Annotated in this window: 21 protein-coding genes; 9 read left to right on the plus strand and 12 right to left on the minus strand. The window is 73.7% G+C overall.

Annotated features, from left to right (window positions below; genetic code table 11):
• Positions 1–198: 198 nt before the first annotated feature.
• Positions 199–1,143: an oxidoreductase gene (locus ACFW01_RS02385; protein WP_384502198.1), complete on the plus strand. Its 945-nt coding sequence runs from the start codon at positions 199–201 to the stop codon at positions 1,141–1,143.
• Here ACFW01_RS02385 and ACFW01_RS02390 read toward each other — a convergent pair.
• From ACFW01_RS02390 to ACFW01_RS02415, 6 genes are all read right to left on the minus strand, one after another.
• Positions 1,140–2,294, minus strand: coding sequence for an alkaline phosphatase PhoX (locus tag ACFW01_RS02390; protein ID WP_384502199.1), 1,155 nt, complete (start codon positions 2,292–2,294; stop codon positions 1,140–1,142). The two genes, ACFW01_RS02385 and ACFW01_RS02390, sit on opposite strands and share 4 nt — an antisense overlap.
• A 155-nt stretch (positions 2,295–2,449) precedes the next feature.
• Positions 2,450–3,244, minus strand: coding sequence for an SDR family NAD(P)-dependent oxidoreductase (locus ACFW01_RS02395; RefSeq protein WP_384502200.1), 795 nt, complete (start codon positions 3,242–3,244; stop codon positions 2,450–2,452).
• 92 nt (positions 3,245–3,336) lie between these two features.
• Positions 3,337–3,921: a TetR/AcrR family transcriptional regulator gene (locus ACFW01_RS02400; RefSeq protein ID WP_234954496.1), complete on the minus strand. Its 585-nt coding sequence runs from the start codon at positions 3,919–3,921 to the stop codon at positions 3,337–3,339.
• 57 nt (positions 3,922–3,978) lie between these two features.
• Entirely contained in the window at positions 3,979–4,329 is a 351-nt protein-coding gene (gene nirD, locus ACFW01_RS02405) for a nitrite reductase small subunit NirD (RefSeq protein ID WP_234954495.1), read from the minus strand.
• Positions 4,326–6,935 (minus strand): nitrite reductase large subunit NirB, encoded by a 2,610-nt coding sequence (gene nirB, locus ACFW01_RS02410; RefSeq protein WP_384502201.1) that lies wholly within the window; start codon positions 6,933–6,935, stop codon positions 4,326–4,328. Before nirB ends, nirD begins: the two co-directional genes overlap by 4 nt.
• Positions 6,935–8,200 (minus strand): NAD(P)/FAD-dependent oxidoreductase, encoded by a 1,266-nt coding sequence (locus ACFW01_RS02415; RefSeq protein ID WP_384502202.1) that lies wholly within the window; start codon positions 8,198–8,200, stop codon positions 6,935–6,937. The genes nirB and ACFW01_RS02415 overlap by 1 nt, the downstream gene beginning before the upstream one ends.
• A 195-nt stretch (positions 8,201–8,395) precedes the next feature.
• On the opposite strand from ACFW01_RS02415, the gene ACFW01_RS02420 reads away from it, so the two are divergent.
• A complete protein-coding gene (locus tag ACFW01_RS02420) occupies positions 8,396–9,178 on the plus strand; it encodes a TSUP family transporter (RefSeq protein ID WP_125494221.1) in 783 nt (260 codons plus the stop codon).
• Here ACFW01_RS02420 and ACFW01_RS02425 read toward each other — a convergent pair.
• Positions 9,175–10,080 (minus strand): NAD(P)-dependent oxidoreductase, encoded by a 906-nt coding sequence (locus ACFW01_RS02425; RefSeq protein ID WP_384502203.1) that lies wholly within the window; start codon positions 10,078–10,080, stop codon positions 9,175–9,177. The two genes, ACFW01_RS02420 and ACFW01_RS02425, sit on opposite strands and share 4 nt — an antisense overlap.
• Before the next feature lie 105 nt (positions 10,081–10,185).
• On the opposite strand from ACFW01_RS02425, the gene ACFW01_RS02430 reads away from it, so the two are divergent.
• Positions 10,186–10,578: a winged helix-turn-helix transcriptional regulator gene (locus ACFW01_RS02430; RefSeq protein ID WP_384502204.1), complete on the plus strand. Its 393-nt coding sequence runs from the start codon at positions 10,186–10,188 to the stop codon at positions 10,576–10,578.
• Here the strand turns inward: ACFW01_RS02430 and ACFW01_RS02435 are convergent.
• Both ACFW01_RS02435 and ACFW01_RS02440 read right to left on the minus strand, forming a co-directional pair.
• The gene (locus ACFW01_RS02435) at positions 10,516–11,142 is read right to left on the minus strand and encodes a class F sortase (RefSeq protein ID WP_234954487.1); all 627 of its coding nucleotides are present in this window, start codon (positions 11,140–11,142) and stop codon (positions 10,516–10,518) included. The genes ACFW01_RS02430 and ACFW01_RS02435 overlap by 63 nt on opposite strands.
• Before the next feature lie 133 nt (positions 11,143–11,275).
• Positions 11,276–11,809 carry a hypothetical protein gene (locus ACFW01_RS02440; RefSeq protein WP_234954486.1) on the minus strand — a complete coding sequence of 178 codons (534 nt, stop codon included), beginning with the start codon at positions 11,807–11,809 and terminating at the stop codon, positions 11,276–11,278.
• 290 nt (positions 11,810–12,099) lie between these two features.
• On the opposite strand from ACFW01_RS02440, the gene ACFW01_RS02445 reads away from it, so the two are divergent.
• Entirely contained in the window at positions 12,100–12,687 is a 588-nt protein-coding gene (locus ACFW01_RS02445; protein WP_234954485.1) for an NAD(P)H-dependent oxidoreductase, read from the plus strand.
• Positions 12,688–12,754: 67 nt separating this feature from the next.
• Here ACFW01_RS02445 and ACFW01_RS02450 read toward each other — a convergent pair whose 3' ends face one another.
• Positions 12,755–14,398, minus strand: a complete 1,644-nt coding sequence (locus ACFW01_RS02450) for a M4 family metallopeptidase (RefSeq protein ID WP_384502205.1) — start codon at positions 14,396–14,398, stop codon at positions 12,755–12,757.
• A 182-nt stretch (positions 14,399–14,580) separates the two neighbouring features.
• Between ACFW01_RS02450 and ACFW01_RS02455 the strand changes: the two genes are divergently transcribed.
• Positions 14,581–15,000, plus strand: a complete 420-nt coding sequence (locus tag ACFW01_RS02455) for a gamma-glutamylcyclotransferase family protein (protein ID WP_234954482.1) — start codon at positions 14,581–14,583, stop codon at positions 14,998–15,000.
• Positions 15,001–15,009: 9 nt separating this feature from the next.
• Here the strand turns inward: ACFW01_RS02455 and ACFW01_RS02460 are convergent, their stop codons facing one another.
• Together ACFW01_RS02460 and ACFW01_RS02465 are read right to left on the minus strand one after the other, a co-directional pair.
• Positions 15,010–17,097, minus strand: a complete 2,088-nt coding sequence (locus ACFW01_RS02460) for a molybdopterin oxidoreductase family protein (RefSeq protein WP_384502206.1) — start codon at positions 17,095–17,097, stop codon at positions 15,010–15,012.
• A 161-nt stretch (positions 17,098–17,258) separates the two neighbouring features.
• Positions 17,259–17,945 carry a vancomycin high temperature exclusion protein gene (locus ACFW01_RS02465; protein ID WP_384502207.1) on the minus strand — a complete coding sequence of 229 codons (687 nt, stop codon included), beginning with the start codon at positions 17,943–17,945 and terminating at the stop codon, positions 17,259–17,261.
• 164 nt (positions 17,946–18,109) lie between these two features.
• On the opposite strand from ACFW01_RS02465, the gene ACFW01_RS02470 reads away from it, so the two are divergent.
• The 4 genes from ACFW01_RS02470 (at position 18,110) to dnaG (ending at position 23,698) form a co-directional block, all read left to right on the plus strand.
• Complete coding sequence (locus ACFW01_RS02470) at positions 18,110–18,892, plus strand: sirohydrochlorin chelatase (RefSeq protein ID WP_384502208.1); 783 nt, start codon at positions 18,110–18,112, stop codon at positions 18,890–18,892.
• Between the two features lie 123 nt (positions 18,893–19,015).
• On the plus strand, positions 19,016–20,290 hold the full coding sequence (locus ACFW01_RS02475; protein WP_234954477.1) for a deoxyguanosinetriphosphate triphosphohydrolase: 1,275 nt from the start codon (positions 19,016–19,018) through the stop codon (positions 20,288–20,290).
• Positions 20,291–20,434: 144 nt separating this feature from the next.
• Complete coding sequence (locus tag ACFW01_RS02480; protein ID WP_234954476.1) at positions 20,435–21,700, plus strand: FAD-dependent oxidoreductase; 1,266 nt, start codon at positions 20,435–20,437, stop codon at positions 21,698–21,700.
• A gap of 72 nt (positions 21,701–21,772) precedes the next feature.
• Entirely contained in the window at positions 21,773–23,698 is a 1,926-nt protein-coding gene (gene dnaG / locus ACFW01_RS02485) for a DNA primase (RefSeq protein WP_234954475.1), read from the plus strand.
• The last annotated feature ends 7 nt before the right edge of the window (positions 23,699–23,705 follow it).

The following is a 23,705-nucleotide window of genomic DNA, read 5'->3' on the forward strand; positions in this document are numbered from 1 at the left end:
ATGGTGTGTGACGCGTGTGCGGATGAGGATTGGTGTGGATGAGCGGATATGAGGTGACGAAGCTATTGAGGTACCGGAGATGTGGTGGCGATATGAAGGACTCGTGACGCGAACGTGACGTGACCGGAAGGTAGCTCTCCGTTCAGGGTGGTGGGGCGCGTACGGTGAGACGGGTCCGGAGCAGGGAAGGAGCCGCTGATGACCGGCTGGAACACGGGCGACATCCCCGGCCTGGACGGGAAGGTCGCCGTCGTCACCGGAGCCAACGGCGGCCTCGGCTACGTGGTCGCCCGGGAACTGGCGCGCAAGGGGGCGCGCGTGGTGCTCGCCTGCCGCAGTGAGGAGCGGGGGAGCGCGGCCGTGGAGCGCCTGCTCGCGGAGGTGCCGGACGCCGCGGTGGAGCCCGGGCGGCTGGACCTCGGGGACCTGGCGGGCATCCGGGAGTTCGCCTACGGGCTGCCGTACGAGCGGCTGGACCTGCTCGTCAACAACGCCGGGGTGATGGCGCTGCCGCACGGGACGACGGCGGACGGCTTCGAGACCCAGTTCGGCGTCAACCACCTGGGCCACTTCGCCCTCACCGGGCTGCTGCTGCCCACCCTGCTCGCCACCCCGGGCGCGCGGGTCGTGACCGTCTCCAGCTTCCTGCACGCGTTGGGCAACGTCGATCCGCGCGACCTGAACAGCGTGCGGCGGTACGGGCGTTGGACCGCGTATGGCCGTTCCAAATCGGCCAACCTGCTCTTCACCCACGAACTGGCCCGCCGCCTCGCGGCCCGCGACGACGCCTGGGACGTGCGCGCGGTCGCCGCCCACCCGGGGTACGCGCGCACCGATCTCCACGTCGCCGGAGCGCGCGCCGAGGGGCGCCGGCTGGCGACCCGGCTGATGGGGCTGGCCGCCCGGGTCGTCGCCCAGCCCGCGGAGACGGGCGCGCTGCCCGTCCTGTACGCGGCGACCGCGCCCGGCGTCCCCTCCGACTCCTTCACCGGCCCGTCCTACGCGATGTGGGGCGGGGCGCCCGCCCCGTCCCGGCGGGCGCCCTGGACCCTCGACGACGCGATGGGGGAGCGGCTGTGGGCCGCCTCCGAGCGGCTGACGGGGGTCACCTACGAGGCACTGCGGGGCTCGGACACGACCTAGGCGCGGAACGGCCCCCGCACCTCGTAGGTGATCCCGCCGGACGAACTCCCGCTCGTGCCCCGCTGGCTGGAGAAGTACAGCCGGGTGCCGTCGGGTGAGAACGCCGGCCCGGTGATCTCCGAGCCGGACTGCCCGTCGACGCGCAGGAAGGGGGCGACGACGTCGTTCGGCGTGATCACGCAGATCTCCATGGTGCCGCCGTCCTCCGCGACGAACAGGTCGCCGGAGGAGCTGCCGGTGACGTTGTCGACGCCGGTCAGCGGGGCCCCGCCGGACGTCACCAGGGAGTCGTCGTAGGCGAGTTCGATGGTCCCGGCGGACGCGTTGTACTGCCAGACGCGGTTGTCGCCCTTGGTGGTGAACCAGCAGGTGTCGTCCGCGTAGTAGCAGCCCTCGCCGCCGTTGAAGCGCTTGGCGCCGGAGACCTGGTTGCGGGTCGCGGTGGCGCCGGAGGGGTCGGGGACCCGCGCCCAGGTCACCGGTCCGCTGGTGGCCGAGCCCGCCACCAGCACCTCCAGCGTGCCGGAGGAGAGGTCGCCCCAGGTGGTCGGGCGGAAGCGGTAGAAGCAGCCGTCGCCGACGTCCTCCGTCAGGTACACCACCTTGCGGACCGGGTCGGCCGCCGCCGCCTCGTGCTTGAAGCGGCCCATGGCGTCCCGCCGCACCGCGGCCTGCACGCCCCACGGGTCGGTCTCGTAGACGTAGCCGCGGTCCACCTCCTCGCAGGACAGCCAGGTGTTCCACGGCGTCCGGCCGCCCGCGCAGTTCTGGCGGGTGCCGGAGAGCACGCGGTACGCCGAGGTGACGGCGCCCGAGGCGGAGAACCGCACCGCGCTCGCCCCGCCGGAGGGGTTGACCTCCGAGTTGGAGACGTAGATCCAGCCGGAGCCGTCCGGGTAGCAGGCGCCGCCGTCCGGTGCGCGGTGCCAGGTGTACGAGGTGCCCGGGACCTGCTGGCCGGAACGGGCGATCACCCTGCTCGTGAAGCCGGCGGGCAGGCGGAGGCCGTTGGCGTCGGGCGAGCCGAGCGCCCCGTACGGTCCGCTGCCGGGCTGGGCGGGGGCGGCGTACGCGGCACCGCGCCACAGGGTTCCGCCGAGGACGGCCGAGCCGCCGACGACGGCCGTGCGCAGGAGGGTACGACGATCCACTGCTGCCTCCGGGTGTCATGGCCTCTCCCGCCGCCGGACGGCGACGGGAGCGTGCGGTCACGGACCCTAGGGCGGCCGGATTGACGGTCCATGGACAACTCATGACGGGCGGGCGGCGGGTGGCACCCGGGCCCCGGTGCCCGGGTGCCGTCGGCTCAGGCCGTCTGGCCGCCGTCCACCACCAGGTCTGTGCCCACCACCGACGCCGCGTCGTCCGACGCCAGGTACAGCACGGCCGCCGCGACCTCCGCCACCGACGAGACCCGGCCGAGCGGTGTCTCGCCCCGCATGCGCCCGGCCCGGCCCTCCTCCGTCTCCCCGGGGTGCAGGGACATCGAGGTCGCCGTGGCGCCGGGGCTGACGGCGTTGATGCGGACGCCGTCGGCGATGTGGTCGATGGCGGCGCCCCGGGTCAGCGCCGAGACGGCCGCCTTCGTGGCGGCGTAGGCCGTGGCGCCCGGGCTGCGCTTGTGCGCGCCGAAGGTGGAGGCGATGTTCACGATCGCCCCGCCGCGCGGCTGGGTGCGCATCTGCCGCACCTCGGCCGCGAGGGCGAGGAAGACGCCGGTGACGTTGATGTCGAGCTGCGCGTGCCAGTCCGCCTCGGCCAGGTCGGCCAGGGGGACTCCGCCGCGGAAGACACCCGCGTTGTTGACCGCCACGTCCAGGGAGCCGAAGTGCTGGGCGGCGGCGTCCACGGCGGCGCGCACGTCGTCGGGGCGGGAGACGTCGGCGGTGACGGCCAGCGCCTTGCCGCCCGCCGCCTCGATCAGGGTCACCGTCCCGTCGAGCGGCTCCCGCCCGCGTCCGGCGACGACGACGTTCGCGCCCTCGGCAGCGAGGGCGAGGGCGACGGCCCGGCCGATGCCGGAGCCCGCGCCGGTGACGAGGGCGGTCCGGTCGGTGAAGCGCTGGGTGCGCTGAGTGTGCTGGGTGTCCTGGGTGGTCATGAATCTCCCCTTTTCTTGACCGTTCGGTTCAGTATGAGGGCGTGAAAGAGTGTGGAAGGGCCCCTTCACGGAGAAGGTGTCGTCGCGGGTTCTCAGTCGAGCAGCGCGAGTGCCTGTTCCGCCGCGTCCCGCAGCCTGGCCGGGTCCGCCGACGCCTTCCCCACCACCCGCATCCCCTGCAGCAGCACCAGCAGCATGCGGGCGAGGGTGAGCGGATCGCGGCCGGCGGGCAGTTCGCCCTGGGCCGCGGCCCGGGTCAGCGTCGCGTGCAGTACGGTCTCCAGCTGGTCCCAGTTGCGCTCGACCCGCCGTGCGGCGACCGGGTCGTGCGGGGCCAGTTCGGCGGCGGTGTTCGTGACGAAGCAGCCGCGCAGGCGCAGTTCGCCGGCGGTCGCCTCGGCGGCGTAGCGCCGCACCAGGGACCGGACGCCCGGCAGGGCGGCGCCCGGCCGGGACAGGTCCGCCAGCAGATCCGGCAGCAGCCCCTCCTCGTACCGCGCCAGCGCCTTCAGGTACAGCTCGTGCTTGTTGCCGAAGGTCGCGTAGATGCTGGCGCGTCCGACACCGAGACGCTCCACGAGGTCGGACATCGACGTCCCCTCGTAGCCGCGCTCCCAGAACAGCTCCAGGGCTGCCCGCAGCGCGGCGTCCGGATCGAACTCCTTGGTCCTGGCCACGCGTCGCAGCTTAAGACTTTGTGGAACGCACGGTCAAGAAAGGTCGTGTCAGGTCCGTCAGGCCGCCTTCACCTCGTACACCGCCACCCGTACCGCCTCGTCGTCCAGGCACTCCCCGGTGCCGAGGTCGAAGCGCTGCTTGAGCAGCGGGGAGGCGACGAACGGGCGGCCCTGGTGGGTGCCGGTCAGACCGCGGGAGAGGACCGCGGCACCGGTGAACGGATCCCGGTTGTCGATGGCGTACAGCCCGCCCTCCCGGTCCCGGAAGAGGGCCACCTGGCCGCCGTCCGGGAGCAGGGCCGCCACGCCCCGTCCGGGGAGCAGGACGCCGAGGTCGCACGCCGTGAACCAGTCGTCGGTCAGCCGCAGCAGGACCTTGAGGTCGGTCGTCTCGGGTGCCAGGGTCATCGCCGGGTGCTTCCTTCCAGGAGGTCTTCCTCGGTGCGCCGCATGCCGATACTCAGCAGCGGCAGGTCGGGCTTCATCTGGTCGCGCTCGGGCACGAAGCCCACGACCGGGTCGGGGGTGTCGGGCGCGTTCACGAAGGACACGAACCGGGCCAGTTTCTCCGGGTCGTTGATGGTCTCGGCCCACTCGTCGCGGTAGTGCGAGACGTGGGCGCGCATCAGGGACTCCAGCTCGTCGCAGATGCCGAGCGAGTCGTGCACGACGACGTCCCGTACGTGGTCCAGGCCGCCGGGGATGCGCTCCAGCCAGGTGGAGGTGCGCTCCAGCTTGTCGGCGGTGCGGATGTAGAACATCAGGAACCGGTCGATGAGGCGGACCAGTTCGGCGTCCGAGAGGTCCTGCGCCAGCAGGTCCGCGTGGCGCGGGGTGGCGCCGCCGTTGCCGCCGACGTAGAGGTTCCAGCCGTTGGACGTGGCGATCACGCCGAAGTCCTTGGACTGGGCCTCGGCGCACTCGCGGGCGCACCCGGAGACCGCCGACTTCAGCTTGTGCGGCGACCTGAGCCCCCGGTAGCGCAGCTCCAGGTCGATCGCCATCCGCACCGAGTCCTGGACGCCGTACCGGCACCAGGTCTGCCCCACGCAGGACTTCACGGTGCGCAGTGACTTCCCGTACGCGTGCCCGGACTCGAAGCCGGCGTCCACCAGCCGCGCCCAGATCACCGGCAGCTGCTCGACGCGGGCGCCGAACATGTCGATGCGCTGGCCGCCGGTGATCTTCGTGTAGAGCCCGAAGTCCCGGGCGATCTCGCCGATGACGATCAGCTTCTCCGGGGCGATCTCACCGCCGGGGATGCGCGGGACGACGGAGTACGAGCCGTTCTTCTGGAGGTTGGCCAGGAAGTGGTCGTTGGTGTCCTGGAGCGCGGCCTGCTCGCCCTCCAGGACGTAGCCGCTCGCGCCGATCGCCGGGGCCAGCGAGGCGATGATCGAGCCGACCGCCGGCTTGCAGACCTCGCAGCCGTCGCCGCCCCGCGCACCCTCACGGCCGTGCCGGTCCAGCAGCTCCCGGTAGGAGGTGACCCGCAGGGCGCGGACGATCTCGTACAGCTCCTCGCGGGTCTGTGCGAAGCAGCCGCACAGACCCTTGTCGACCTCGACGCCGCTCGCCTCCAGCTCGGCGGTGACCAGCTGGCCGAGCACCTTGACGCAGGAGCCGCAGCCGGTGCCCGCCTTGGTGCACTTCTTCACCTCGGGCACGGTCGTGCACTGGTGGTCGGTGACCGCGCCGCGGATGCTGCCCTTGGTGACGTTGTGGCAGGAGCAGATCACCGCGTCGTCCGGGAGCGCGGACGGACCCAGCTGGGCCGGGGCGCCGGCACCGGCGGGCAGGACGAGCGACTCGGGGGAGACCGGCGGGACCGAGCCGGTGAAGGCGCGCAGCGTGCCGTACGCCTCCGCGTCGCCGACCAGGATGCCGCCGAGCAGCGTGCCGTCACGGCCGACGACCAGCTTCTTGTACAGCCCCGCGCGGGAGTCGGAGTAGACGACGTCCAGGCAGTCCTCGGCGGTGCCGTGCGCGTCGCCGAAGGAGGCCACGTCCACGCCGAGCAGCTTCAGCTTGGTGGACAGGTCGGCGCCGGTGAAGGACGCCTCCTGGGCCGCGATCGTCGCGGCGACGGTCTCGGCCTGCTCGTAGCCGGGCGCCACCAGCCCGTACACTCGCCCGTCGGACGCCAGCGCGCACTCGCCGATCGCGAACACGTGCTCGTCGGTGACCGTGCGGCACCGCTCGTCGACGCTGACGCCGCCGCGCTCGCCGACCGAGAGACCGCAGTCCCGGGCCAGTTGGTCGCGGGGACGGACGCCGGCGCTGAACACCACCAGGTCGGTGGCGAGTTCGGAGCCGTCGGACAGCTTCATGCCGGTGACGGCGCCGTCCGCGCCCGTCAGGATCTCCTGCGTGCCGACGCCGGTGTGGACGGACAGGCCCATTCCCTCGATGGTGCGCAGCAGCGCCGCGCCGCCGCCCTCGTCCACCTGGACGGGCATCAGACGGGGCGCGAACTCCACGATGTGCGAGGTGAGTCCGAGCCCCTTGAGCGCGCCCGCCGCCTCCAGCCCGAGCAGTCCGCCGCCCACCACCGCGCCGGTCGTCGCGGTCTTCGCGTACTCCTCGATGGCGAGCAGGTCCTCGATCGTCCGGTAGACGAAGCAGCCCTCGGCGTCCTTGCCGGGGACCGGCGGGACGAACGGGTAGGAGCCCGTGGCCAGGACGAGGATGTCGTAGCCGACGACGAGCCCGGAGCGCGCGGTCACCGTGCGGGCGTCCCGGTCGACGGTCTCCGCCGGATCACCGACGCGCAGCTCGATGCCGTGCTCCTCGATGAAGGCGAGGTCGGTCATCGACAGGTCCTCGGGGGTCTTGCCCGAGAAGTACGAGGTGAGCTGGACGCGGTCATAGGCGGGCCGCGGCTCCTCGCACAGCACGACCACGCGGTGCGTGGCGGTCAGGCCGCGCTCGGCGAGCGCTTCGAGGAAGCGCTGGCCGACCATGCCGTGGCCGACAAGCACGATGGTCGGGGTGTGCCCCGGGGTGGCGGTCATCAGGAGCCTCCGTCATGGGTGAGCAGGTGGAGCAGGGGGCCGCCGTCGGAGGGGAGCGGCTCTGCTCCCTCCCAGGCGCGCGCGAGCGCGCCGACGGTGCCGAGTTCGCCGACCAGGACCCCGCCGACCAGCCGGTCGTCACGGACGACGACCTTGCGGTAGGTGCCCCGGGTGGCGTCGGCGAGCTGCACGACGTCGTCGCCGGGGAGCGGGTCGGTCTCGCCGAACGCGGCGAGGTCGAAGGAGCCGTCGGGCCCGCCGAAGGGGCCGTCCGGCCCGGCGAGGGGGCCGTCCGGCCGTCCGGCGAGGGTGAGCCGGGTCAGGGAGCGGGTGCCGGTGTAGCGGGCGGTGGTGCCGTCCCCGGCGAGCAGTTCGGCCAGCACGCCGGCCTGTTCGAGGGCGGGCGCGGCCAGCCCGTACACGCGCCCGCCGTGCTGGGCGCAGTCGCCGACGGCGCGGATGTGCGGATCCGAGGTGCGCAGCTCGTCGTCGACGAGGATCCCCTTGCCGACGTCGAGGCCCGCCTCCTGCGCGAGGCCGACGCGGGGCCGGACCCCGCAGGCGAGCACCACGAGATCGGCGCCGAGGGCGTACCCGTCGGCCAGCTCCACCGACCGCACCGCCCCGCCGACGCTGCGCACGTCGCGCACCCGGCACTCGGTGTGCACCTCGACGCCGAGGTCCTCCAGATGCCGCCGCACGAGCGCGGAGGCGCCCGGGTCGAGCTGGCGCTCCATGAGCCGCTCCGCCTGCTGGGCGAGGACGACCTGGGCGCCGCGCACGGCCAGCGCGCGGGCCGCGGAGACCCCGAGCAGCCCGCCCCCGATGACGACCGCCCGCACCCCCGCCCGTACCGCCTTCGACAGTCCCAGGCAGTCGTCCATCGTCCGGAACGCGTGCACGCCCTCGGGCAGCGCGCGGTCCGGGGTGAACAGACCGCGCAGCGGCGGCAGCACGGCGTTGGAGCCGGTGGCCAGGACCAGCGTGCCGTACGCGATCACCGACCCGTCGGCGCACCGCACGGTCCGCCCCTCCCGGTCGATGCCGGTGACCCGGCCGCGCAGCAGGTCCCCGGGCGCGGGCAGGGTGACCGTCTCGGGGCCGTACCGTCCGGCCAGCACATCGGCGAGCAGCACCCGGTTGTACGGGCGGTGCTCCTCGTCGCCGACCAGCAGCGCGGGCGTGCCCAGCTCACCGAGGAGCCGGGCGAGCGTCACGCCCGCCAGCCCGGCGCCGATCACCACCACACGCTGATTCGAGGTCATGGCATTGAGCGTGCGGCGCCGGTGTTACCCGGTCGCATCGCGTCTGTTTCCCGGGGGGAACGCTGCCCTCAGCGGGGGTGGGGGGTGGGTGTGAGGGCGCGGGCGACGGCCGGGGCCCACTGCGACCGGCCGGTAACCTCAGAAGACCCTCATCTTGATGGACGGCACATCCATCCCGTCCATAGGGTCGCGATCATGCCCGACATATCGCTGACCACGCTCGTCCTGCTCTGCCTGGCCGCCCTCGCGGCCGGCTGGATCGACGCCGTGGTCGGCGGCGGCGGGCTCCTGCTCCTGCCGGCCCTGCTGCTCGGCCTGCCCTCCGGCACCCCCGCCGCACATGCGCTGGGCACCAACAAGGCGGTCGCCATCGTCGGCACCACGGGCGCGGCGGTGACGTACGCCCGCAAGGCCCCGGTGGACGTCCGTACGGCCGTCCGCATCGGGCTGGCGGCGCTGGCGGGCTCGTCCGGCGGGGCCTTCTTCGCGGCCGGGATGAGCACGGAGGTGCTGAAGCCGGTCATCATGGTGGTGCTGCTCGCCGTAGCCGCCTTCGTGATCTTCCGCCCGGCCTTCGGCACCGCCCCCGCGACCGGCCCGGCCACCCGCCGCCAGATCCTCGCCGCGATCGGCCTCGCGGGCGTCGGCATCGGCTTCTACGACGGCCTGGTCGGCCCCGGCACGGGCACGTTCCTGGTCCTGGCCCTCACCGCCCTGCTCCACCTGGACCTGGTCACCGCCTCGGCCACCGCCAAGATCGTCAACTGCTGCACCAACGCGGGCGCCCTCGCGACCTTCGCCTGGCAGGGCGCGGTCCTGTGGCAACTGGCCGCGCTCATGGCGGTCTTCAACCTGGCGGGCGGCATGTTCGGCGCGCACACGGCGCTCAAGAAGGGGAGCGGCTTCGTGCGGGTGGTGTTGCTGACAGTGGTGTTCGCGTTGGTGGCGAATCTGGCGTACGAGCAGTGGGTGGCCTAGGCGCCCGTCCCACCCCTCCCCACCTCCAGCAGCTCCACCACCCCCGTCCCGTCCTCCTCCCCGTGCCCCTCGGCGAGCCACCGCTCCATCAATCCCATGTACGGCGTCAGCAGCTCCGTGCTCACCCCCTGCTCCTCCGCCGTGCGCAGCAGTGTCGCGTTGCCCGCCACCTGCATCGCGAGGTTGGAGACGACGCCGTGGGAGTAGTCGCCGCGCTCCAGTTGCTCGGCGGTCAGGTGGACGGCCGGGGCCATCGCCGTGAGCCAGTCGGCGAGGAGCGGCGCGAAGTCCTTCGGCGCGATGCCCTCCCGTCGGATCAGTGCGAAGGCGTGGGAGACGCCCGCGAACATGCCCGTCATCGCGCTGAGCAGCGCCACGTCGTGCAGGGCCGCGAAGCCCGGGTCCTCGCCGGCGTAGCGGGTGCCGGCGGGGACGGCGAGGGTGTCGCGGTGCTCGGCGAAGAGGGCCGGGGAGCCGCTGTAGAAGACGTAGGCGCCGGAGTCGGCGGCCCCGATCATCGGCGGTACGGCCATGATGCCGCCGTCCAGGAAGCGGGCCCCGCGTGCCGTCGCCCACGCGGCGCGGGTGCGGCCGTCGGCGGGTGTGCCGGTGGTCAGGTTGACCAGGTCCCGGCCGGTCAGGTCGACACCGTCGAGGGTCGCGCCGACCGAGGCGTCGTCGAGCAGGCAGACGATCACCAGGCGGTTCGCCGAGACCGCCTCGGCGGCGGTGCGGGCGACCGTGGCGCCCTCGGTGGCCAGGGCCTCGGCGCGGGCGGGGGTGCGGTTCCAGACGGTCACGGGGTGCCCGGCGGCCAGCCAGGCGCGGACCAGGGCGGTGCCCATCGCGCCGGTGCCCAGGACGGTGAGCGGAATACGGGGAGCGGATGCCTTGTCAGTCATGGGGACAAGCCTCTTCCGGGGGACGGGACCGCTCAAGTACGCACTTGAGAGTGGGTGGTTACCCCGGGGGAAGCGCACGGGCGGTGGACGAACGGGGTGACGGGAATGGGTACGGCACGGCGGCCGGGGGCGTACGTGTGCGGGGTCGACGCGGCGATGGACGTGATCGGCGGGAAGTGGAAGGTGTTGATCCTCTGGGCGCTCGGCGAGCACGTCCGCCGCTTCGGGGCCCTGCGCCGGGAGCTGCCGGGCGTCACCGAGAAGGTGCTCGCCGCGCAGCTGCGAGAGCTGGAGGCCGACGGCATCGTGCACCGTGAGGAGTACTGCGAGGTGCCGCCGCGCGTCGAGTACTCGCTCACCGCGCGGGGCGTCGCCCTCAACGAGGCGCTGGCGCCGCTCGGCCTGTGGGGCAAGGCGCACGTCCTGGGCGGCACCTCACCGGCTGCCGGTGAGGTGCGCGAAGACGACCACGTTCCCCTGGTAGCCGGTACTGCGTGAGTAGCCGCCGCCGCAGGTGATGACCCGCAGCTCGGGCCGGTCCGCCGCGCCGTACACCTTGGCGTCGGGGAATGCGTCGGCGGCGTAGACCTCCACCGCGTCCACCGTGAAGACCGCGACGCCCCCGTCCCGCCGGTCGACCTCGATCGTGGCGCCCTTCTCCAGCGCGCCGAGCCGGTAGAAGACGGCGGGGCCCTCGGCGTTGTCGACGTGCCCGGCGACGATCGAGGTGCCCCTCTCGCCCGGGGTGGTGCCGGCCTCGTACCAGCCGGCGAGGTTCTTCTTCCCGGCGGGCGGCACGTCCAGGCTGCCCGAGGGCGTCAGCCCGAGCCCCGTCATGGGCGCGTCCACCTTGATCGCCGGGACGCGGATCCGGTCGGGTGGGGAGGGGGGAAGGGCCGGTGCGGCGGGTGCCCGGCCGGCCCGCCCGGTGCCGGAGGCGGCCTGCGCGGCCGACGGCTGCGGCGGGGCATCGGTCTCCGTGCCGCCGACCAGCAGCCACGCCCCCGAGCAGAGGGCGACCGCGGTGACCGCCGCTATCGCTGTGTTGCCGACCCTGCGCATGGACGTATCCCCTCTCCGGACGGGCCGGACGGGCCCTCGTGGGATCCCCTGCCCCCTCCGGGCCGCGAGGGGCGTCGGACCCGGAGGGGGTGGGGAAGTGCGGTACCGGCGGACGGGCGGCGGAGGGTGCCCGTCAGATCCCGTCGCCTCTCGCCCGGCGATGCAGGAGCCAGGTACCGCCCGCGGCGGCGACGGCGAGAGCCGCCACACCGGCCGCGGTCTGCACGGGGTCGGGGCCAAGAGCGCCGCCGACCCCCGTCTTCACGCTTCCTCTGGGATACACCGGCGCCTCGGCCGCGGTCAGCGTCACCACCAGGTCGCCCGTCACCCGCTGCTCGTCGGCCCCGCAGGTCGCGACGATCTCGTATGTTCCCGGCTGCGCGCTCGGCGGCACCTCGAAGTGGCCGGTCGCGTCCCCGTCGCCCGTCCCCGGCGCCAGCGGGAACGGGCCGGCGCCGACCGCGCTGGCGTCACCGGCCGCCGAACCGCCCTCCCCGCACCACGCCGTGCTCACCATGGCCCGCTCGCCCGGCACGACCGAGGACGGGTACACCTCCAGACCACCGGTCGGCGCGGCGTCCCCGGCGTACACGGTCGCCGGGGAGGCGAGGCCGACGGCCGCGACGGCGAGCGCGGTACCGGTCAGCAGGCGGGCGGTACGTCGCATCGGTGCTCCTTTGAGCTCTTCGGTGGCCCCTGCCCTACCGAGGAAAGTGGCAGCGGACCCGGCCCGCTCCCCGAGCGCGCGGCGCGGATTGGGATGAACGGGTGTCGCCGGTGCGCCGGACGGGAGTCGATGTGACTGTGTTTCAGCAGGTCACGAGGGCGTGCCGGATGAGGGCGGGAAAAGATCCCGAAGGGTGCGGGACGCGGGTGTGAACGGGTGACCGGCGCCGCCGAACGGGCCCGCCGCCACGGCTTGACCTCAAGTTTGGTCGAGGTATCAGGCTGTTCCGCATGGACACCACGACCGCCCCCCTGCGGGTGACGCTCCTTGTCGGCAGCAACCGCCACGGCCGCTTCGGCCCCGTCGTCGCCGACTGGCTCCTGGACCACCTCCGGGCCCACGACGGCCTGATCCCGGAGGTGGTCGACGTGGCCGAGGCCGACCTCCCCACGTCGTTCGCCCCGACCCCGGAGGCGACCGCCGCGCTGGCCGGGGTCACGCCCCGGCTCGCCGGCGCCGACGCGTTCGTCGTGCTCACGCCCGAGTACAACCACTCGTTCCCGGCGGGCCTGAAGAACGTCATCGACTGGCACTTCACCGAGTGGCGGGCCAAGCCCGTCGGCCTGGTCTCGTACGGCGGCCTGGCCGGCGGCCTGCGCGCCGCGGAGCACCTGCGGCAGGTCTTCGCCGAACTGCACGCCGTCACCGTCCGCGACACCGTCTCCTTCCACAACGCGGGCGCGTCCTTCGACGACGAGGGCAGGCTCAGGGACCCGTCGGGGCCGGACGCCGCGGCGAAGACGATGCTCGACCAGCTGGTGTGGTGGGGGCGCGCCCTGCGCGAGGCGAAGGAGAAGCGGCCCTACGACGACATCTGAGAACGCGCGGGCCGCCCCGGGTTCCGTGAGGGGATCCCGGGGCGGCCCACGTCGCGCGTGCGGCGGGTCAGCCCACGCTCACCGCGCTCCACGCCGCGCCGACCGCGGCGTACTCGGCGCTGTCGGTGCCGTACAGGTCACCGGCCGCGCTCAGGGTGGCGGTGCGGGCGCCCGCGTAGTCCGTGGACGAGGTCATGTACACCGTCAGCGCCCGGTACCAGACGTCCCCGAGCTTGTCCCGGCCGATCCCGGAGACCGAGGAGCCGTCGCAGGTGGGGGAGGAGTAGCGCACGCCGCCCACGGTCCGCGCGCCGCTGCCCTCGGCCAGCAGGTAGGCGAAGTGGTTGGCGACCCCGGAGGAGTAGTGGACGTCCAGGTCGCCCACCGCGGTGCTCCAGCAGTCGGCCGAACTGCCGTCCCTGCTGGGCTTGTCCATGTAGCGCAGCGCGTCCCGGCCGAACCCGTCCCGGACGACCTTCTCGCCGATCAGGTAGTCCCCGGCGTCGGCGGAGTTGCCCGCGTGCCACTCCACCAGGGTGCCGAAGACGTCGGAGGTCGCCTCGTTGAGGCCGCCGGACTCGCCCGAGTACGTCAGCGCCGCCGTCGACGCGGTCACCCCGTGCGTCATCTCGTGCCCGGCGATGTCCAGCGAGACCAGCGGCCCGAAGGTGCTGCCGTCACCGTCGCCGTACGTCATGCAGAAGCAACTGTCCTCCCAGAAGGCGTTGTTGTACTTGTTGCCGTAGTGCACCCGGCTGTACGACCCCTTGCCGTCGCCCGCGATGCCGCTGCGCCCGTGCACGTCCTTGTAGTAGTCCCACGTGACGTCGGTGCCGTACTGCGCGTCCACGGCGGCCGAGGCGCGGTCGCCGGCGCTCCCCGTGCCCCAGTGGTTGTCGGCGTCGGTGAACGGCGTCGAGGGGGCCCGGACCAGGCAGATGCCGAGGAGGCACAGGTCGGTCTGGTTCTGGGCGTCACCGGTGTACGTGCCGCCGCGCGTCGGGTCCTTGAGCTGGTACGACGACCCTGAGGACGTCGTCTCCAGCGGCACCTTGCCGCCGTACAGCGACTCGCCGTCGCCCGCGGCCGTCTCGATGGTGTCCCAGGCGTCGATGCGGGCGCCGGTCCCGGCGTCGGTCAGCACCGTGCGCGCGACCGGGTTGCCCAGGGGATCCATCGCCGCCGCGTTCGTCCGCCAGGCCAGCTTCGGGGTCCCGTGCAGGGCGTCGACCACCAACTCCGGCTTGGCGCTGAGCTTCTTCAGCAGCTCGCCCGGGTTGGCGGCGCGCAGCGCGTTCGCGGCCAGGTCGGCGGCCTTGGGAGCCGACAGCTTCGGGGTGACGGTCGGCAGGGAGACCTGGGCCTCCGTCGCTCGGTCCGCGCCGCGGAAGGTGCCGTCGGGGGCGAGATGGAGGACGAAGTCGCCGCCCAGGACGGGGAGTTCGCGGTAGGTGCGGTCGTAGCGGACGTGCTGGCTGCCGTCGTCGTCAACGATGACGTCGCGGACCTCGGTGTCCTGCGCCGCGGTCAGGCCGAGGGCGTCGGCCCGGCCGGCGAGGACGGCGGCCGCGTGTCCGAGGGCGTCGGCGGAGGTGGGTCCGTCGTCGGCCTGGGAAGTGGGGGAGAGGACGGTGCTGAGCAGCGCGGCGGTGGCGGCGACGATGCCGGCCGTGGCGAGACGGGAACCTCGGACGTGCCGTATTCGGCTCATCGAACTCCTTGGGGAGGAGCGCTACGGGGCGCGTGGGGGTGCGGAGGCGTGGGGGGAGCGGGGGTGTGGGGGGTGTGGGGGGTGTGGGGGTGTTGACTCAGATTTAAAGGACCCCCGGCATGTCATGTCCATAGCCCGCCGGTGAAGATCATGAGGGGCATGAGGCGAGAGAATGACCGGTCGTGGACACCACGCGACTGCCGTTCTTCGTCTACGGGACCCTGCGCCCCGGCGGCGTCAATCACGATCTCTTCCTGCGCGGACGCACCCGCGCCGAGGAACCCGCCCGTCTGCACGGAGCGTTGCTCTACCCGGGACCCGGCTACCCCTACGCCGTGGAGGCGCCCGGGGGAAGCGTGCGCGGGGAGGTCGTCACCGCGCTGCCCGAGGAGTACGAGGCGCTGCTCGCCGAACTGGACCGGCTGGAGGAGTACGTGCCGGGCGACCCGCGCAACCTGTACGACCGGGTGGCCAGGAGCGTCGTACGGGACGCCGACGGGACGACCCTGCGGGCCTGGGTGTACGTCGCCGCCCCCGCGGTCGCGGCCCGGCTGCGGGCGACGGTCGCTCCGGTCGCGGACGGGACCTGGCCGGTGCGGTGACGGCAGGGCCTACCGCGCCACCTCCACCCGCACCGCGCACACCTTGAACTCCGGCATCCGCGAGGTCGGGTCGAGGGCCGGGTTGGTCAGCGTGTTGGCGCGGCCCTCGCCCGGCCAGTGGAAGGGCATGAACACGGTGTCCGGCCGGATGCCGGTGGTGATCCTGGCCGGCGCCACCGCCCGCCCCCGCCGGGACACCACCGCCAGCGGGTCCCCCTCCGCCGCCCCGAGCCGCGCCGCCAGCCTCGGGTGCAGCTCCACGAACGGGCCGGGCGCGGCGGCGTTCAGCTCGGCCACCCGCCGGGTCTGCGCCCCGGACTGGTACTGCGCCACGACGCGTCCCGTGGTCAGCAGCACCGGATAGGCGTCGTCCGGCTCCTCGGCGCTCGGCCGGTGCGCGACGGGCACGAACCTGGCCCGGCCGTCGTCGGTGGCGAAGCGGTCCAGGAAGAGACGCGGGGTCCCCGGGTGCGGCGGAGTGTCCTCCGCCGGCGCCGGGCACGGCCAGAACACGCCGTTCTCCTCCGTGAGCCGCCGGTAGTCGATCCCCGAATAGTCCGCCGGACCGCCGGCGCTGGCCCGGCGCAGCTCCTCGAAGACCTCCTCGGGTTCGGTCGGGAACCCCTTCTCCACCCCCAGCCGCCCGGCCAGGCCGTGCAGCACCTCCAGGTCGCCGCGGACCCCGTCCGGCGGGGTGATCGCACGCCGCCGCAGCAGGACCCGTCCCTCCAGACTCGTCGTCGTCCCCGTCTCCTCCGCCCACTGCGTCACCGGCAGCACCACGTCCGCCAGCGCCGCCGTCTCGGAGAGCACCACGTCGCACACCGCCAGGAAGTCCAGCGACCGCAGCCGCCCCTCGATGTGCGCGGCCCGGGGCGCCGACACCACCGGGTTGGACCCCATCACCAGCAGCGACCGGATGTCCGTCCCCAGCGCGTCCAGCAGCTCGTACGCACTGCGCCCCGGCCCCGGCAGCGAGTCCGGGTCCACGCCCCACACCTCGGCCACATGGAGCCGCGCCGCCGGGTCCGTGAGCTTGCGGTAGCCCGGCAACTGGTCGGCCTTCTGCCCGTGTTCGCGCCCGCCCTGCCCGTTGCCCTGCCCGGTCAGGCAGCCGTACCCGGACAGCGGCCGCCCGGCCCGCCCGGTCGCCAGGCACAGGTTGATCCACGCGCCCACCGTGTCCGTGCCCTTGGCCTGCTGCTCCGGCCCGCGCGCGGTGAGCACCATGGCCGCCTCCGGCGCGCAGAACAGCCGCACCGCCTCCCGCAGCTCCGGAACGGACACCCCCGTGATCCGCTCCACGTACTCCGGCCAGTGCGCCATCGCCGCCGCCCGCGCGTCCTCCCAGCCGGCCGTGCGCTCCTCGACGTACCGCTCGTCCACCCGCCCCTCGGCGACCACCAGGTGCAGCATGCCCAGCGCGAGCGCCAGGTCGGTGCCGGGCCTCGGCGCCAGGTGCAGGTCGGCCTGCTCGGCGGTCCTCGTGCGGCGCGGGTCGACGACGATCAGGGTGCCGCCGTTCTCCCGCAGCTCGGTGAAGTACCGCAGGGACGGCGGCATCGTCTCGGCCGGGTTCGACCCCACGAGGATCACGCACCCCGTCTTCGGGATGTCCTCCAGCGGGAACGGCAGCCCCCGGTCGAGCCCGAACGCCTTCGTCCCGGCCGCCGCCGCCGACGACATGCAGAAGCGGCCGTTGTAGTCGATCTGCGAGGTGCCCAGCACCACCCGGGCGAACTTGCCCAGCGTGTACGCCTTCTCGTTGGTCAGCCCGCCCCCGCCGAACACCCCCACCGCGTCCGCGCCGCGCTCCGCCCGGGTGCGGGCCAGGTTCCCGGCGATCCGGTCCAGCGCCTCGTCCCAGCCGGCCGGTACCAGCTCACCGCCGTCGGAACGCACCAGCGGCGAGGTCAGCCGCGCCCCCGACGCGAGCACCTCCGGCGCCGTACGCCCCTTTCCGCACAGCGCGCCCCGGTTCACCGGGAAGTCCGCGCGCTCGCTCACCTCGACGGTCCCGTCGGCGGCGGGCGTCAGATTCATCCCGCACTGCAGGGCGCAGTACGGGCAGTGCGTGGGCGTGGCGGTGTTCTGCATGCCGTCCAGCCTGCGGCTTCCGTGTTACGCGGCCGGGCGGCGCTCTGTTACACCGCCGGGACGGCGACCTCCCCGCCGCCCTCGGGCCACGGTGAGGGGCTGCTCGTCCGGGCCGGCGCGTCCGGCGCTCTCCTCCGGCCCCCGGCTCATCCGGCCCCGGCTCATCCGCCGTCGGCCAGGGCCCGCGCCACCCCCGGCTCCTTCGGCCCGAGGAAGCGCGGGTCCGGCTCGATGGCCGCGTCCAGCGCCGCCTTGCCCGCCGCGAGGACCTCCCGGGCGCCCCCGTAGTACCAGGTCGCGTCGTGGCGCTCGTCCACCCCCACGCCGTACGACGCCACGCCCGCCTCCTGGCAGAGCGCGACCGCCCGCCGGATGTGGAAGCCCTGGCTGATCAGCACGGCCCGGTCCACCCCGAAGATCTTCTTTGCGCGGACGCAGGAGTCCCAGGTGTCGAAGCCCGCGTAGTCGCTGACGATCCGCCCGTCGGGCACTCCGTGCCGCACCAGGTACGCGCGCATCGCGTCCGGCTCGTCGTACTCCTCCCGGCTGTTGTCCCCGGTGACGAGCACCACCTCGATCCGCCCCGCGCGGTACAGCTCGGCCGCCGCGTCCAGCCGGTGCGCCAGGTACGGCGACGGCTCGCCCTCCCACAGCCCGGCGCCGAAGACGACGGCGACCTCGGTGCGCGGCACGTCGGCCGTGGTGCGCAGCCGGTCGCCGGTGACCAGGCGCATCCACGTCGCGGGCAGCAGCGCCAGCACGCACGCCGCCACCACCGCCCGGATCAGCCGCCGCTGCCCCGTGCGGGTGCGCGGCAGGCGCGGTCTGCGAAGTGTCGGGCGGCGCATCGGACGGTTCCCTCCCCGGTCGGTTCCTGCCCTCAGGGACGTACCGGGGCGCCGTCCGGTTCGCCGGACGCTCACACGCGGTGGGCGGCGGCGTGTGAACGGGCGGAAAATTGTCGTGACGCCCACGCAACGGGAAGGCAACGTCACCCGGCCACGATCGGTGCATGACGGTGATGACAGTGACGGGCAGCACGAGCACGCGGACCACCGGCGGAGCACCCGCCCTGGTGGCCGTCGCCCACGGCAGCCGCGACCCGCGCGCCCTGAGCACCGTGAGCGCCCTCCTCGACCGGGTCCGCGCCCTGCGCCCCGGCCTGCCGGTGCACCTCGGCCACATCGAGCTGAACGAACCCCTGCTGCCCGACACGCTGGCCGCCCTCGGCGACGGGCCCGCGGTCCTCGTCCCGCTCCTGCTCAGCCGCGGCCACCACGTCAAGCGCGACATCCCCGACACGGCCGCGGCCTCTCCGGCCCGCACCCGCGTCGCCGCCCCGCTCGGCCCGCACCCCCTGCTCGTCGACGCCCTCCACGCCCGCCTGCTGGAGGCCGGCTGGCCCACCCGCGCCCCCCGGGACGCCGCCGTCGTCCTCGCCTGCGCGGGCTCCCGCGACCCGGACTCCAGGACCGACACGAACCGCACCGCGTCCCTCCTCGCCGCCCGCCTCGGCGTCCCGGTCCTCCCCGCCTACGCCTCGGCGGCGTCCCCCACGGTCCCGGACGCCGTCCGCACCCTGACGTCGCGTGGCCACCGCCGAGTGGCCGTCGCCTCCTGCTTCACGGCCCCGGGCCGCTTCGCGACGGAGTCCACGGCGACGGCCCCGTGGATCGCCGCGTCCCCCCTGGGCACCCACCCGGCGATGGCCCGCCTGCTCCTCCGCCGCTACGACGAGGCGGTGAATCCGATCACAGGCGGTGCCTCGATTCGCCGGGCAACCGCCACCCCCTAGGGGCGCGGGGCCGTATCGATGTGCGGCTCCGCCGCGCGGGCGCGACCAGCCACGATCTGCCCGCACCCGCGCGACCACCGAACCCGGCAGACGCATCCGCCCCCACCGCTTACTGTTCATCACATGGAAGGCACAGACACCCCACCCCCCTACGACCCGACGTCAGTCGCCCGCTGGGCCCCCGAGCCGGACAAACGCCCCGGCCGCACCGCCTTCCAACGCGACCGCGCCCGCATCCTCCACTCCGCCGCCCTGCGCCGCCTCGCCGGCAAGACCCAGGTCGTCACCCCGGGCGAGGGCAGCCCCATGTGGGACGCCAGCCCCCGCACCCGCCTCACCCACTCCCTGGAGTGCGCCCAGGTCGGCCGCGAACTCGGCGCCGCCCTCGGCTGCGACCCCGACCTCGTGGAGGCCGCCTGCCTCTCCCACGACCTGGGCCACCCGCCCTTCGGGCACAACGGCGAACTGGCGCTCAACACGTTCGCCGAGGACTGCGGCGGCTTCGAGGGCAACGCCCAGTCCCTCAGGCTCCTCACCCGCATCGAGCCCAAGCGGTTCACCGAGGACGGCCCCGTCGGCCTCAACCTCACCCGCGCCACCCTCGACGCCGCCACCAAGTACCCCTGGCCCCGCGGCGCCCACCCCACCGACCCGGCCTCGCGCAAGTTCGGCGTCTACGACGACGACCGGCCCGTCTTCGAATGGCTCCGCAAGGACGCCCCCGGCGCCCGCACCTGCTTCGAAGCCCAGGTCATGGACTGGGCGGACGACGTGGCGTACTCCGTGCACGACGTCGAGGACGGCCTGCACGCCGGCCACATCGACCCGAACTGCCTGCTCGCCGACCCCGAGCGCGAGGCCGTCTTCGAGGCCGCCGTCGGCCGCTACGTCCCCGCCGGCACCGACCACGCCGAACTCGCCGCCGCCCTCGACCGCCTCCTCGCCCAGGACTGGTGGCCGCACGGCTACGACGGCACGGCCGGCGCCCAGGCCCGCCTGAAGGACGCCACCAGCCAGCTCATCGGCCGGTTCTGCCTGGCCGCCGAGACCGCCACCCGGGCCGCGTACGGCGGCGGCCGGCTCACCCGGTACACCGCCGAACTGGTCGTCCCCAGGGAGACCCGGCTGGAGTGCGCCGTCCTCAAGGCGGTCGCCGTCCGGTACGTCATGCAGCGCACCGAACAGGAGGCGCTCCGCGCCGACCAGCGGATCGTCGTCGCCGAACTGGCCGAGGCGCTCACCGCCCGCGCCCCGGACGGCCTCGATCCGCAGTTCCGCGCCCTGTTCGACGCGGCCGCCGACGACCGGGCTCGCAAACGGGTGATCGTCGACCAGATCGCCTCCCTCACCGACGCCTCGGCCCGCTCGCTTCACGCCCGGCTGACGGGGCATCCATGAGACTGGTGGGACAGGTGTGACCCGACGGACCGCGAAGCTCCGGAAACCGGACGCTCCGTGGCCTGATCGGGTCGCTCCTCTTCCCGCACCACGCCACGTGCGGGACGCTCGCATGTGGCGGCACCCTGACGAGGAGGCAAACAAGTGGTCGACGCGGATCAGACATTCGTCATCGTCGGAGGCGGCCTGGCGGGCGCGAAGGCGGCCGAGACACTCCGCACGGAGGGCTTCACCGGCCGGGTCATCCTCATCTGCGACGAACGCGACCACCCCTACGAGCGCCCCCCGCTGTCCAAGGGCTACCTCCTCGGCAAGGAGGAGCGCGACAGCGTCTTCGTGCACGAGCCCGCCTGGTACGCGAGCCACGACATCGAGCTGCACCTCGGCCAGACCGTCGTCGCGATCGACCGCGCCGCCAAGACCGTCCACTACGGCGACGACGGCACCCACGTCAGCTACGACAAGCTGCTCCTCGCGACCGGCGCCGAGCCCCGCCGCCTCGACGTCCCCGGCACCGACCTCGCGGGCGTCCACCACCTGCGCCGCCTCGCCCACGCCGAGCGCCTCAAGGGCGTCCTCGCCTCCCTCGGCCGGGACAACGGCCACCTCGTGATCGCCGGCGCCGGCTGGATCGGCCTGGAGGTCGCGGCGGCGGCCCGCGAGTACGGTGCGGAGGTCACCGTCGTCGAGCCCGGCCCGACCCCGCTGCACGGCGTTCTCGGCCCCGAGCTGGGCGCCGTCTTCGCCGAGCTGCACGAGTCGCACGGGGTGCGGTTCCGCTTCGGCGTGGAGCTGACCGAGATCGTCGGCCAGGACGGCATGGTGCTGGCCGCCCGTACCGACGACGGCGAGGAGCACCCGGCGCACGACGTGCTCGCCGCGATCGGCGCCGCCCCGCGCGCCGCGCTCGCGCAGGCGGCCGGGCTGGAGATCGCCGACCGGGCGCACGGCGGCGGCATCGTCGTCGACGAGCACCTGCGTACCTCCGACCCCGACATCCACGCGGCCGGCGACGTGGCCTCCTTCCACCACGCCCTCTTCGACACCAGCCTGCGCGTGGAGCACTGGGCCAACGCGCTGAACGGCGGCCCGGCGGCGGCCCGCGCGATGCTCGGCAAGGGCACGGCCCACGACCGCGTCCCCTACTTCTTCACCGACCAGTACGACCTGGGGATGGAGTACTCCGGCTGGGCGCCCGCGGGGTCGTACGACGAGGTGGTGATCCGCGGGGACGCGGCGAAGCGCGAGTTCATCGCCTTCTGGGTGAAGGAGGGCCGCGTGCTGGCCGGGATGAACGTCAACGTGTGGGACGTCACGGAGCCGATCCAGCGGCTGATCCGCTCGAAGGCCCGGGTGGACACGGAGGCGCTGGCGAACCCGCATGTATCGCTGGAAAGCCTCATCGCGTAGCCGTCGTACCGGCCTCGGCCGGAGGCGGTCACCGTGCCGGAGCATGTCGGTGCTGCCCCGTAGACTTCACGCGTGGCAGGACGGATCAACGACGAGGACGTGAAGGCGGTACGGGACGCGGTCCCGATCGACGCCGTCGTCTCGGAGTACCTCCAGCTGCGCAACGCGGGCGGCGGCAATCTGAAGGGCCTGTGCCCCTTCCACGACGAGAAGTCCCCGTCCTTCCAGGTCAGTCCGAGCAAGGGGTTCTTCCACTGCTTCGGCTGCCAGGAGGGCGGCGACACCATCACGTTCGTGATGAAGATCGACCACCTCACCTTCTCCGAGGCGGTCGAGCGCCTGGCCGGCCAGGCCGGCATCACCCTGCGCTACGAGGAGGGCGGGTACAACCCCACCCACCAGCGCGGCGAGCGCATCCGCCTGGTCGAGGCCCACAAGATCGCCGCGCAGTGGTACGCGGAGCAGCTGGCGACCAGCCCCGAGGCGGACACCGGCCGCGCCTTCCTCGCCGAGCGCGGCTTCGACCAGGCGGCCGCCCAGCACTTCGGCGTCGGCTACAGCCCCCAGGGCTGGGACCACCTCACCCGCTTCCTGCGCGGCAAGGGGTTCAGCGACAAGGAGCTGGTCCTCTCCGGCATCTCCCAGGAGGGCCGCCGCGGCCCCATCGACCGGTTCCGCGGCCGGCTGATGTGGCCCATCCGCGACATCGGCGGCGACGTCGTCGGCTTCGGCGCCCGCAAGCTCTACGAGGCGGACAACGGCCCGAAGTACCTGAACACCCCCGAGACCGCGATCTACAAGAAGTCCCAGGTCCTCTACGGCATCGACCTGGCGAAGAAGGACATCGCGAAGGCGTCCCGGGCGGTCGTCGTCGAGGGCTACACCGACGTCATGGCCTGCCACCTCGCCGGCGTGACCACCGCCATCGCGACCTGCGGCACGGCCTTCGGCGGCGACCACATCAAGATCCTCCGACGGCTCCTCATGGACAACGGCTCGGCCCGCGTGATCTTCACCTTCGACGGCGACGCGGCCGGGCAGAAGGCGGCCCTGCGCGCCTTCGAGGACGACCAGAAGTTCGCCGCCGAGACCTACATCGCCATCGCCCCCGACGGCATGGACCCCTGCGACCTGCGGCTCGCCAAGGGCGACGACGCGGTCGCCGACCTCGTCGAGCCGCGCACCCCGCTCTTCGAGTTCGCGCTGCGCCAGATCGTCTCCCGCTACGACCTGGACACCCCCGCGGGCCGCGCGTCCGCGCTGGACGAGGCCGCCCCGGTCGTCGCCCGCATCAAGAACAGCGGCGCCCAGCACGAGGTCGCGGTCCAGCTCGCCGGCATGCTCGGCATCCTGGACACCCAGTTCGTCGTCAAGCGCATCGCCCAGCTGGCCCGCTGGGCCCGCGACCGGGGCGGCAGGGGTGCCCCCGGCCCCGACCGGCAGCAGCACGGCGGCGCCCAGCACCAGACCGCGCCCACCCGCCCCGGCCCCCGCGGCCCGGCCCTCAACCTCCGCAACCCCGTCTTCGCCACCGAACGCGAACTGCTCAAGCTCGCCCTCCAGCGCCCGGACCTGGTCTCCCCGGCCTTCGACGCGTACGGCGTCGACGAGTTCACCGCCCCGCCCTACGCCGCCGTGCGCGAGGCGATCCTGGAGGCGGGCGGCGCCGAGTCCGGCGTCCCGGACCCGCAGGACTACCTGGTCCGGGTGCGCGAGGCGGCCCCCGACGACACCGTCCGCGCCATGGTCACCGAACTCGCCGTCGAGGCGATCATGCTGCACCGCGGCGTCAAGGACGTCGACGAGGTCTACGCGGGCGCCCAACTGGTCACGGTCCGCCGCCGCGCCGTCGAACGCCGCATCCGCGACATCACCGGCCGCCTCACCCGCCTCTCCGGCCACGGCGACCCGGCCGAACTGGCCGCCGTCCAGAACGAACTCTGGATCCTCCAGCAGTACGACCAGAACCTCCGCGTCCACGGCGCCGCCGCCCTCTGACGCCGAC

Source organism: Streptomyces sp. NPDC058985 (genome assembly GCF_042740985.1).
Taxonomy (GTDB): domain Bacteria; phylum Actinomycetota; class Actinomycetes; order Streptomycetales; family Streptomycetaceae; genus Streptomyces.